This is a genomic window from bacterium endosymbiont of Bathymodiolus sp. 5 South, from assembly GCF_900128535.1.
In the GTDB taxonomy this organism is placed as follows: Bacteria; Pseudomonadota; Gammaproteobacteria; order PS1; family Pseudothioglobaceae; genus Thiodubiliella.
The window spans coordinates 1-12339 of record NZ_FQTR01000057.1 but is presented as its reverse complement, the minus strand read 5'-3'; the positions used below and the strand labels follow the sequence as shown (position 1 = coordinate 12339).

General features: G+C 35.0%; 10 protein-coding genes and 1 pseudogene. All 11 read right to left on the bottom strand.

Annotated elements, in window-relative coordinates:
* Positions 1-170: 170 nt before the first annotated feature.
* Positions 171-2549, bottom strand: coding sequence for an EcoAI/FtnUII family type I restriction enzme subunit R (hsdR, locus tag BBROOKSOX_RS06475; protein ID WP_139660412.1), 2379 nt, complete (start codon positions 2547-2549; stop codon positions 171-173).
* Between the two features lie 4 nt (positions 2550-2553).
* Positions 2554-3666: a helix-turn-helix domain-containing protein gene (locus BBROOKSOX_RS06470; RefSeq protein ID WP_139660411.1), complete on the bottom strand. Its 1113-nt coding sequence runs from the start codon at positions 3664-3666 to the stop codon at positions 2554-2556.
* Entirely contained in the window at positions 3659-3985 is a 327-nt protein-coding gene (locus BBROOKSOX_RS06465) for a type II toxin-antitoxin system RelE/ParE family toxin (protein WP_139660410.1), read from the bottom strand. The genes BBROOKSOX_RS06470 and BBROOKSOX_RS06465 overlap by 8 nt, the downstream gene beginning before the upstream one ends.
* 188 nt (positions 3986-4173) lie before the next feature.
* A pseudogene (rhuM, locus tag BBROOKSOX_RS12470) lies at positions 4174-4467 on the bottom strand (RhuM family protein).
* 193 nt (positions 4468-4660) lie between these two features.
* Positions 4661-7438, bottom strand: a complete 2778-nt coding sequence (locus BBROOKSOX_RS06455) for a TrlF family AAA-like ATPase (protein ID WP_139660409.1) — start codon at positions 7436-7438, stop codon at positions 4661-4663.
* Positions 7439-7440: 2 nt separating this feature from the next.
* Positions 7441-8628, bottom strand: coding sequence for a restriction endonuclease subunit S (locus BBROOKSOX_RS06450; RefSeq protein ID WP_139660408.1), 1188 nt, complete (start codon positions 8626-8628; stop codon positions 7441-7443).
* Positions 8606-9451, bottom strand: coding sequence for a BRO family protein (locus BBROOKSOX_RS06445; protein WP_139660407.1), 846 nt, complete (start codon positions 9449-9451; stop codon positions 8606-8608). The genes BBROOKSOX_RS06450 and BBROOKSOX_RS06445 overlap by 23 nt, the downstream gene beginning before the upstream one ends.
* Positions 9448-9807 carry a hypothetical protein gene (locus BBROOKSOX_RS06440; RefSeq protein ID WP_139660406.1) on the bottom strand — a complete coding sequence of 120 codons (360 nt, stop codon included), beginning with the start codon at positions 9805-9807 and terminating at the stop codon, positions 9448-9450. The genes BBROOKSOX_RS06445 and BBROOKSOX_RS06440 overlap by 4 nt, the downstream gene beginning before the upstream one ends.
* Positions 9804-10112 carry a nucleotidyltransferase domain-containing protein gene (locus BBROOKSOX_RS06435; protein ID WP_139660405.1) on the bottom strand — a complete coding sequence of 103 codons (309 nt, stop codon included), beginning with the start codon at positions 10110-10112 and terminating at the stop codon, positions 9804-9806. The genes BBROOKSOX_RS06440 and BBROOKSOX_RS06435 overlap by 4 nt, the downstream gene beginning before the upstream one ends.
* Complete coding sequence (locus BBROOKSOX_RS06430) at positions 10109-10537, bottom strand: nucleotidyltransferase substrate binding protein (protein ID WP_139660404.1); 429 nt, start codon at positions 10535-10537, stop codon at positions 10109-10111. The genes BBROOKSOX_RS06435 and BBROOKSOX_RS06430 overlap by 4 nt, the downstream gene beginning before the upstream one ends.
* The gene (locus tag BBROOKSOX_RS06425) at positions 10534-11982 is read right to left on the bottom strand and encodes a class I SAM-dependent DNA methyltransferase (protein WP_139660403.1); all 1449 of its coding nucleotides are present in this window, start codon (positions 11980-11982) and stop codon (positions 10534-10536) included. Before BBROOKSOX_RS06425 ends, BBROOKSOX_RS06430 begins: the two co-directional genes overlap by 4 nt.
* Positions 11983-12339 lie beyond the last annotated feature (357 nt).

Sequence of the window (12339 nt, the reverse complement as noted above, 5' to 3'; positions counted from 1 at the left end):
TGCCCAATTGGTGATTTCTTTAAACCTTGTCCTAGCAGGGCTAAGACTGGGTTTAAAAAATCGCCAAGTGGGTGAAAAGTGGATTTCTGATGATTGTTCCTATTTATGCAAAGGTCTCTCATAGTGTGATGGGTTGATGATTATCTGTCAACACCATAGTCATTGCATTGTTATGCGACTTTTGATTGATATAAATATTTTTGAAAATCAGTAAACAAAGGAACAATATCATTCACATCACCTAATACTTCTTTAGCGTCTTCTAGCGTTTGATATTTGCTTTTAAGTAAGTCTGGTAATTTGTCTTGCTCCAATTCTTCAACGCCTATTTCAATATATTTATCCAATACAAATTCTATAAAGTCTTGTTGATTTTGATTTAAAGATAACCAAATTTTTGCTTTTGCTTTGAACGCCCTGTTTTGTCTAGTAATAGGCTGGAAATTACTATCAAACACATATTTAAGCACATCAAATAAATCACTTTTTTCTGCGTCAATTAGTTTTTTCAGCGTATCCAATTCGTCCTTGCCAAAACCTGCGTTGTCTAGTTTTTCCAATAGTGTTTTACGGGTTTGCGGATTACTCCATAGCATTCGCAATTCATCTTCATCTTTAAATAAATTAGGCAACTCACCCAATAGATTATTTAAAAATTCTTCTGCTGAAATTGGCTTGCCGTCTGCACTCCAAAAGGAAGTGGCAACCATGTGTTGAATTTCTCTTTCCTTGCCGTCTTTTAGTTTTATCTTTACTTTTTTGGAACAAACACAGGGGCTTTGCCCACATTTATCACAAACTGGTAGTGGCTCCTTGATGCAAATACAAAGTAATTCGCCACATTCAGGGCAAGGTTTGGAGGGTTCTTTTTCACACATCTTACAGGTGTCCTCTTCAACAGGCTCACCATCCCATTCGGGGTCAGAAAACCGTTGATAGGCGTCAACAAAATCATAAATGGTAAAAAATTCTTTACCGTCAAAAAGTCGTGTTCCACGCCCTACAATTTGTTTAAATTCAATAATTTGATTCACGGGACGCATTAAAACAATATTGCGTATGTTTCGGGCATCTACGCCCGTGGAAAGTTTTTGCGAAGTGGTTAAAACGGTCGGAATGGTTTTTTCATTGTCTTGAAATTCTCGCAAAAACTGTTCGCCTATTTCGCCATCATTGGCAGTAACACGCACACAATAATTAGCATCTTTGAATTCCTTATACTGATTTACCAAATCTCTAACTGCCGCCGCATGAACTTGAGTGGCACAGAAAATAATGGTTTTATCATTTGGGTTGGCTTCATCCATAAAAAACTGAACCCGTTTGGCTTCGCGCTCCTTGATTTCAATGATTTTATTGAAATTTGCTTCTTCGTATAGCCGACCTTCTTCAACCTCACCCTCAATAATATGATCATCGGGCGTGTAAATATAATCATCCAGTGATGTCGTAATGCGTTTGACTTTAAACGGCGTTAAAAAACCATCATTGATGCCTTCCTTTAACGAATAGAGGTAAACAGGCTCACCAAAATAGGCATAAGTATCCACATTATCCTTGCGCTTGGGTGTTGCCGTTAAACCCAGTTGAACGGCTGGCGAAAAATATTCTAAAATACCGCGCCAGTTGCCCTCATCATTTGCACCACCCCTGTGGCACTCATCGATAATGATAAAATCAAAATAGTCTGTTGGATATTCGCCAAAATAAGGCTTAGGGTTATCAGCTTCATCTTTACCAGACATAAAGGACTGAAAAATCGTAAAGAAGATACTGCCATTGGTCGGAACTTTTCCAGTCTTTTTAACCTCTTTGGGTTTGATACGAACCATGGCATCCTCAGGAAAAGCAGAAAACGAATTAAAGGCCTGATCGGCTAGTATATTGCGGTCGGCAAGGAATAATATCCTAGGTCTTCTTTTTCCATCACGATTCAAGTTCCAACGAGTTTGGAACAGTTTCCAAGCAATTTGAAATGCAATAGCGGTTTTCCCTGTGCCAGTGGCTAGGGTTAATAAGATCCTATTCTTATTTTGGGCAATGGCTTCAAGCGTGTTTTTGACCGCAATTTCCTGATAATAGCGCAGTTGCCAAGTGCCACTCTTACCTTCAAAGGGAATAGAGGAAAATTGCTCCCGCCAGTCATTTTGATCGCTGTAGGTTTTCTCCCATAATGCCTGTGGGGAGAGAAAATCCTCAACCCGCTTTTCTTCGCCTGTTTTTAAACAAATTTGATAAATTTCATTGCCGTTGGTGGAATAAGTGGTCTCAAGGTTGAGTTTTTGAGCATACAGCTTGGCTTGCGCCACACCTTCACTCACTGCCAATTTATCACTTTTCGCCTCAACGACTGCCAGCTTAATGCCCTTGTAAACCAGAATATAATCAGCAATCAGCGGTTTTTTCCTGTCACCACCAACCTGTATTCTGCCATCGGTAATTTTACAAACATTGCGTTCACGCAGGATTTTTGAATCTTCAACCACGCCCCAGCCATTGGCTCTGAGTTTGGGGTCTATCAGTTCTGCTCTGGTTTCTGCTTCGTTCATTTGACTACGCCAACTCTTTTTCTATATTTTGTTTGATATCATGTTTAACTTTTAAAGAATTAAAGCGATCCCATGGAATTATTTTTTTATGTTGCAACCTACCCACTACAATACCACTATGAATACCCATTTCTTTTGCAAAACTTTTGATAGATTCTTCGCTTGTTAAATTTTTTAATTGTTCATTCTTCTCTGCTGGAATTAACAAATCACTGGCAAATTTATCTGCCTCATCTTCCAATATCTTGTCATTTGAAAACTCTTTTTTTTCTTCTAAAAACAATTGTTTTTTATGTTTTAAAATGTGTGCGATTTCATGAAAAAACGCAAACCATAAGTGATCATTGGTTTTATGTCTTAAACTCAACAACAATAAAGCTTTATCAGTAGCAAGCCATTTAGTTGCACCACTCATTGGGCATTTTGCTGGTGTTGGTGCAAATACCACAGCAACGCCACATTTGGCACATAAATCAATTAACTTTGGTAAAAAATCCTCTAGATTTTCTACCAAAGTTAATGCCCTTAAATCACCTAAGACACTTTGAAAATTCTTTTTATTAAAAGCATTGCAAATGATTTTAGTCGCTTCAATCTCACCTTTTCTAAGCCAAGTTTGAATAGCAATAGGATCTCTATCAAACTTATCACAAGACTTAAACGCCACTTGATAACTTTGTGTTTGCTTTTCAAAAGACTGAATACTGGCAACCCCATAAAATTTAAGACAAGCTCTTACCTGATCACCCTTATTTTGAAATTTATCAACCCAACCCCAATCAATCATACTTTTTAGCGGTATTTGCTTTAACCAATTTTGCTCTTTTTCTAAGGCAATTTTCTCTTTTTCCTTTGCTAAAGCTTCACGGTAATGACTTTCGGCATTCAGCCAAAAACTTGATGGATAACTCAATACTTTTTCCAATTTTAGCGCTGTATCAGCAGTAATACTCGCTTCACCTTTAATCAGTTTGTGAATATGTTTTGCGGTATAACCCATTCTTTGAGCAAATTCCACCTGAGAGAAGCCAACATGCTCCATATCCTCTTTCATACTAAGCCCCGGTGGCACAAGATGCAACCAGTCTGGTTTAAATTTATTAACTGCATTACTCATGATAATCTCCAAGAAAAACAATATTAATCGCCACTACCTTACCCCAATCTGTTGCATCGTCTGATGTCTTTGGAATAGGGTCAAGCGCTTCAAATACTAATCTAACAGCACCAGCAAGATCAATGGCAAACTGCCCTTCCCTGTTTCCATTTAAAGGATGAGGTCTGCCATATTTCATATCTTCTAAACATTCAGCACTCCATAATTGCTGCAATCTTAACTGTAATTTTTCTGCACAATCTGCACCAAATTTCTTTACAGCTTTATTGTGTTTATTACAAAGTGTCGCAATTTTTTTAGTTTTAAAAGATATTTCCATAAAAAAATATGATTACCAAAATGGTAATGAATTATTTTACATTATCACAATGCTTTATTAAAGGCCTTTGTATAAACATATGTAATCATGCATTCCCAATGCTAGTGCTTGAGAATGAGAGATAAAATCTATGCCTACCCAGAATTTTTGTCATAATCAATAACAGTGGTGTAAATATCCTTTATTTTCTAGTAAAACCATTTTTCCGAAGCACGAATACCTCTGATTCGTTCTAGCCATTCGTCAAAGTAATCCCACTTATCAACCTGTTTCGAACGCTCATCATCTATGGCAAAGCCTTTGATGATGTATTCCTTGAGAATATTAGTCGCTCATATTCTAAACTGGGTCGTCCGTTTGGAATTAACACGGTAGCCAACAGTAATAATAGCATCCAAATTATAATATTTAACCGCTTTAGCCTGAGTTTTACCTTTAATTGCACCATGTTGAGTGGTATGTTCCAAAATGGAACCAACCACTTTTTCGTCTAATTCTCTGCTTTCAAAGATATTTTTCAGGTGCTTTATGATGGCTGGGCGTTTTTTACATCAAAGAGTTCTGCCATTTTTTTCTGGATCAGCCGGATGATTTCGTCTTGAAAAACGGTATCTATTTTGACTGTGCTATCTGGGGTGGTGTAGAGGATGGTTTCGGAGTTGTTGGATGAAGGAGTTATTTTGCATCTCCAATCGCATATTTATTCTCTCTTTTCTTAAACGCTTCTGTACCACCTTCTAATATTTCACATACATGCTCCCTTATACTTTGAGATCGCAGGACAATATCACAGTTTGCGTCTAGCGGTTTCGTGTTTTCAAGGCTGCTAGTAATATACTGGAATTTAATACCGTCCTGATTCTTTGAATCTTCCCCGTGCTGATTGGCAACAACCACTTCTTCTGCATCAGCATTAACCACTATATTTGCATTATGTGTGACCAATATGATTTGTCTTTTTTTCTTCTTTTGCTTTAAATAAGCGACCAACTCATTATAAATAGCTCTGTTGTCTAAACTGTCTTCGGGTTGATCTATTAGAATTGGACATTCTTTATCACTAAATTCCAATAACAGCTTTAGAATGACAAAGGCTTTTTTGCCGTCAGACATTTTATTAAAAGTATCATTCTGGTAGGTTAGCCCATAAGAAATTGAAAACCAATTTTCCGTTAATAAACCTTTGGTTAAATCTTTGATTTCTTTATGTGCTTTTAACTCTATTTTATTCTCTAAAGCCTGTTGAAGAAAACTTTCAATCTTTAACTGAGGATCAGCCACATACTGACTGCCCCAATCATTGACAAAACTCTGCCTATCATGACTTTGGAGATTAATCAAATCCTTTAACAACTCTTTACATTTATCACGCTGATATGTTTTTTCTATTTTTATTTTTATATCGTCATGCACCAATGAAAAATCACGAATCAGATCATCTATTTTGGTAGCAAAGGAAATATGATTTTGTACGGTTAGTTCAAATAGTGTGTTCTTTTGTGTATTAATCTTATCTATTTCCTGATGAAGCGAAACAATTTCTGCTAGTTTTTTATTCTCAATTTCTAACCTCTCGTTAAGTTCTTTGTACTGTTTGTTCTGCTCTAACTGGCTACTCCCTTTCTTGAAAGAATCAGACTCTTTTTTATCCTGAATTTCTTTTTTATATTCCTTTAATAATTCATCAATACCAGTCAATTTATCAGACAATTTATCTTGCCACTCTTTAGCGACCTTCTGCCTGATAGAATCAAATATTTTCTGTATAGATTCTGAATTCAAGTCCGATAATTGATTGAATTTGTAGCTAAATGATGTATCAAATAAATCCTTATCTTTTAGAGCAGTTATTTCATTTTTGTCCTTTTCTTGTTTTTCTTGTTTTTGCTCTAATTTTGAAATCTCTTCCTTAAGTTCTTCATACTGCTTTAACTCACCTTCTGAAAAATTATTGCCTTGTTGGGACTCCTTAATTTTATTTTGAAGATTTTCTATTTCTTTTTTTAATCCACTCTCATCCCCTTTTTCTTTTAAAGTGGTCGTTAATGCATCTATATTTTCCTGTAACTGGAACAGATCATCAAGGTTGGTTTGAATGGTGCTTTTTGTATTAGCACAAAAAATTTCATAATTTTTAATCAGACTCTCGTTATCTTTTTTTTCAACAATGCCCTGAATAAGCTTGTTTTTCTTTTCCTCGTCTCTGGCAACTTCATACATATGACTTTGCGGAAAAAATTCTATCTCTCTACCCTTATTTTCCTCATCATCCTGCCAGATTATTTTTACAGCCTCTTGGGGAATGTCAGTTATAAATTTATTTATTCCTGGAATGCTTGAGTCAACCCTGTGAGCAATAAGTTGTAAAAGTGTTGATTTGCCAGTAGAGCGACCACCAATAATGGTATTAAGGTTAGGGTTGAGTAGAATATTTTGTTTGCAAATATCACTATCAATTTCAACAGCTTTGATAACATGATAGCCGCTTTTTTCTTCTGGCTTATTGGCTTGGATTTTTACCCTGTCTTTCGGCTCACAAAGAATCTGCTTTAAACCTTCAAAAGTTAAATCGGCTTTTATCCAACAAAAACGCTTCTTATCAGGATTAAACAGTTTATCTTCACAATGTGCATCGGAACCATGAATACATGGTTTTAAGGAGCCGCATTTATTGATGACTAAAGATTCATCGCATCCGTTTTTTTCACCTAGAAAAAATTCTCTATCATCGGGATTTCCAGAAAATATGGCATCTGACAATTTATATATATTGCTTCTTACCGCATCTAATGAACCTGCCTCATTTTCAAATAACTTATAATGCTTTTGTAGTGCGGATACCCCGTCACTATTAGAGTTACTAACAGCGACGATTGTATTTTCCTTAAGCTCTAGCTTGTCTTTGAGCAGTTTGATCAGTTTTGATGGTTCTAAATGAAATAATTCAATTCCTTTTTTGTATGCACCATCATCATTCAAACTGTCATTGCTATTTTTACCCAAAGCAATAAGACCTGCACGATTCATTTTATTGCTGCCTGAATCGTCCAACGAGGCAAAAAAATCATTCCCCAATTTATCCAAAAAGGTATCATCTGGATTGAATATACAGTGAATATTGATTAAGCCACTACTGCCAGTAGCAGGTAATATCCTAAGCTCCACATTTGGCAAAAGAAAAATACTTTTGATATTGACTATTTCTTCTGCATTAAAATCACTTGATGAATCAATGTTATCAACAAATTCTTTAACTTTTTTATAATTATCTATGCTGAAATAGTCCGTTATACCAATGGCTTTTATATCTTTCTCAAGTGCTTTTTTGAAAAGAGTAACGCAAAAGCTATCAAAATCAGTGCTAGTGAAATTATCGTTCTTGTTTGTGCCTTTGGTATGGATATGCAAATCCCACTTTCGCCACTCTGAACCTTTTTTAAAAAAATTATTCATAACTATAATTCTCCTTTAAATGCTTTTTGTAAAATAGTTTTCTTTAATTCTACTAGATTATTTATTTTGTGCTGATAGATGGTTTCTAGTTTTTTGGTTTGGGTTTGTAAATCGTTTAATTGAGTGACGATACATTTTTGTTCTTCTTTTGATTTTGGATAAGACATCGTTATTGTTATTAGATCTTTCTTAACTAAACTTGGTAAAGTAGTTCCTTTATCCAATTCTTTGAAATTAAAACTCTTGCAAAAATAAAGTAAAAATTCTTTTGTAAGGCTCTTTCCTGCAATTAATCCAAACGCTGTATCAACATTCCAAAAATTTGTTTCAATAAATAACGGCTTATCTATTGTTCCTTTTCTTCCTATAACTGTTGTTCCTTTTTCACAAATATATTTATCAGCGTATCCCATAATTTTACCTGCACTACCTAATACAGGATACTTTCCATTTGGATTTAAAACTTCTTTTTGATTTCTACCGCTACGAATTTCAATTAATTCTCCCCAAGTCTTCTCCTCCCAATCATCGCCTTTTTCTTCAAAAATACGATTAAGATAACTCTCAAAAAGTTCCTTTGCATTTTTAAGGTTTTGTTCGGCATTCTGTTTGGCTTTGTCAATCGCTACAAAGGCTTTATCCAGAATTTTAACAATGCGTTGTTGTTCTGAGAGTGATGGCAGTGGCACTTTCAATTTTTTGAATTTTGCCATCGAGACACCGCCAATAATACCGGTTAATTGCGATAAAAAATCTTCCTGAAATTGAGAGTTAAAATAATAGTAATAGACAAAACGGCTGTTTACTTGTTCAGTCGTTATAAGTGCAAAAAGTTTATTGCCAAAACAGACTTCTTGATCGGTAAAGGCAATTTTACGACCTGCACTACCACCTTCGGCACAAATTAGTATGGTATTTTGGGAAGCAATCTTAAATGATGATTTATCTTCATCAGGTATTTTTATGCCATTGTCATAATTAATCACACTTTCATAGCTAATATCTTTTGTTGCTATATAGTTCAATCCTTCGCTCAAGTTAGAGTATTTTTCTTTTTTGACTTTGGCATTTATGCTATTTCCATTAAAAATATTTCCAACCTCCCCCAACTTCTTCACCTCCCACCCTTTCGGCAAACTAAACTCACCCTCTTCAAGTAATTGACAATTATTTTTCACTGTTTCTCTCATTCTTCATTTTCAATGTGCTATTTTCTATTGATGTATCCATGATAACAGGCTTGCCTGTTTGCTTTTCAATCTCTACTCGTGCTTTCTTTGCTACTGTGCCACCTTTACGGGCAACGGTTTTATTTTCTTCTAATCCTTCGGGTTGTTTTTGCTTGGAAATTTCGGTGGTTGAGGCTTCTGCTAACATATTCAAAACTAACTCAAGATTGCTCATATTGTCTCGTAGATTTTGCTTTTTGAGTCCTTTGAATTTTTTATACTCTTTAACCGACTTATCTGCCCATGCTTGGGTAATTTCATTGCTTAAGATAGCGTATTCTAGACCTTTTTTTATACCTCGTTCTTGCCATTCATCTGTTAACTCTTTCCTTACTTCTATGGATTTTAGGCGTTGATTAATCCATTTTTTAGAGTAACCTTTTTTTAGATAAGTTGTCATTGCTCTATCAAAAGCCAATTCTGGGTCTTCAGTTTCTTCTATACGCTCATAGCCAACTTGTGCTAGCCATAATTTAAAGGGCTCGGCTCTAGGTGAGGGGATAGATTGGATTAAGCGTAAAAGTTGTTCAGTATCTGCAACATCAGTATGGCGCATTTTTCCGTCTATTGCTTTCATTTTCAAACTGTGACAATTTGTCACGGTTTCATTTCCATCCGCCAATAGTCGCTGTTTTAATTTTCTCCAATAGGCGGGTGGATTTTTACTTTCTGTTAAAACAGTAATAATGTCAACAATAGAAAAATACCAAAGCTCTTTTTCTTCATTCCAATGGGTTCTGATGGATTTATTTTGAAATAATTGGATTGTATTTTCCTTACTCATAGCATTCTCTTAGAGACTTTTGCATAAGTAGGGATGATTAGCAAAATGACAAGTTTTGCCGAATGGGTAATTTTATGAAATATAGTCATAGCAAAGCTATGGCTGTGTTTTATAAAATTGTCAAGTTGGCGAAAAATGGCGTTTTGATGATTATTCATATTTATGCAAAGGTCTCTCTTAATTGAAGCTAGAGCTTTTACATTTTCTATGTCCAATTTGTCCACCTCTTTTAATATTTCTTCTGGGCTTCTTAATGGGGCTTCTTCTTTAGCATTTAGGTTTTTAATAGATAAATCAAAAGTATCTTGTTTAATGTCTTTTATATTTATGCTCCAAAAGTTTTTGCTTTCTTTCATTTATCTCCACCATAAAAAACAAAACCCATTCTTTCAATATGAGCCAAAAGATTAGCATTCTTAATATTTTCAAATAATTGAATATCGCATAAATAAGGCAAATCACTCTCAATAGTTTCATCAATTAAATCTTCAAGTTGATGATTATTAAGCTTTGTTTGTTTTAAAACTAAATCTATATCGCTATATTTTGTTTGGGTATTTTTAACTCTGGAGCCATAAATAATAACCTCTCCTGTGGTGAGATGTTTTTTAAAAATATATTGTAGTATTTTTATATGCTCATCGTTTAATCCAAATCTCATTGATTTAAATCTTGTTCAATAAAATCTATATAAAATTTTTCTAAATGATGGAAGTAAGTGTCTTGCAAGGACTCTATAACTTTATTGAAGTTGGCAAAATTATAAGTGTGGCTCATTAAGTTTCTGTCATTTATCATAGATAGCCAAATATCTACATTATCAATATATTTACTGCTATAAGCTTGTTTAATAACATATTTTGGGCTGATTTTATCAATAATGATGCCGTCATCTTGCATTTTATCTTTAAGGACTTTCCAAGCAAGTTCAAGGGTAAATTCAAAACGCTTTATAAGCCCTTCTTTTTCCAAATCTGAAAGCATCAAAATATCTTCATTTTCCTCAATCACAACCCTTAGTAAAGAAAATGCTCTGGAGTAGCTTTGAAGTCTTTGTTTCCACCTAATGTCCTTTTCTTCATTCATAACAAACCCTTGATTGTTTTTAATATATTTTTGCTTTGCTGGTCTAATTTGTCCATTTCTTTTAATATTTCTTCAGGACTTCTTAGTGGAGCTTGCTCTGGGGCATTTGGATTTTTAACCGATAAGTCAAAAGTATCTTGATTGATGTCTGATATGTCTATTATCCAAGAGTTTTCACTTTCTACTTGTGTTTTTTGCAGTGCTATAAAATCTTCCAAATCTTTTTCGTTAAGTGGGTTAGTTTTGCCAAGGTTTCTGTTTAGGTTAAGTTGATAGAACCAAGTTTTTTGGGTGGGTTTGCCTTTTTCGAAAAACAGCACCACAGTTTTAACGCCTGCACCAGTAAATGTTCCCCCTGGTAAATCTAGCACGGTATGTAAATTGCAAGTCGTTAACAGCGCTTTTCTAAGGGCGCTGGAGGCGCTATCAGTGTTGCTTAAGAAAGTGTTTTTAATAACAATGCCGGCGCTTCCCCCTGCTTTGAGTATTTTAATAAAATGCTGTAAAAATAAACTGGCAGTTTCGCCTGTTTTTATGGGGAAATTTTGCTGCACTTCGGCTCGTTCCTTGCCACCAAAGGGGGGATTTGCCAAAATAATATCATAGCGGTCTTTTTCTTGTATGTCGGCTAAATTCTCAGCCAATGTGTTGGTGTGAATGATGTTTGGGGCTTCAACGCCGTGCAAAATCATATTCATAATGCCGATGATATACGCCAAAGATTTTTTTTCTTTGCCGTAAAAGGTATTTTTTTGTAACAAGAGGATTTGATTAGTGGAAAGATTGGGTTGATTAAGATAATCAAATGCCTCTACCAAAAACCCTGCCGAGCCAACTGCGCCATCATAAATGCTATTGCCTATTTTAGGAGAGATTACCTTTACAATGGTTTTAATCAGTGGACGAGGAGTGTAGTATTCTCCTCCGTTACGCCCTGCGTTGCCCATGTTTTTAATTTTTCCCTCGTAAAGATGGCTCATTTCGTGTTTTTCTTGATGCGTTCTAAAACGCAACTCGTTAATGAGGTTGAGCACTTCTCGCAAATTGTAACCGCCTTGTATGCGGTTTTTCAATTCTGAGAAAATTTCACCAATTTTGTATTCAATGGTATTAGCATTTTCGGCACTTCCCTTAAATTTTTTAAGATATGGGAACAGTTCACTATTGACAAAATCCACAAGATCATCACCCGTCATTGCGTTATGGTCAACATTTCCATTTTTAAGTTTTGGTGCAGCCCAAGTTATCCACCTAAACTTTGACTCTATTATTCTTTCGTAAGTTTTCCCTGATAAAAGCGCTGCTGTTTCTTTGTCTTTTTCCAAATCATCAAGATATTTTAAAAACAAAATCCACGAAGTTTGTTCTACATAATCTAATTCACTGCCACAGCCTGCATCTTTGTGCAGTATGTCGTCTATATTTTTAAAAGTTTGTTCAAACATGCTGTTATTGTAATATTAATAGAAAATAAATACGCATTATACTAATAGAGACCTTTGCATAAATATGAATAATCATTAGAAACCCACTTCACCCACTTGGCGATTTTTTAAATCCAGCCTTAGCCCTGCTAGGACAAGGTTTAAAGAAATCGCCAAGTGGGCAAAAATTGAATTTTGCCAACCCTCCCTATTTATGCAAATGTCTCAAGATATTTTAAGGTAATATAATAAGAGACCTTTGCATAAATATGAATAATCATCAAAACGCCATTTTTCACCAACTTGACAATTTTATAAAACACAGCCATAGCTTTGCTATGACTATATTTCATAAAATCACCAAGTCGGCAAAACTTG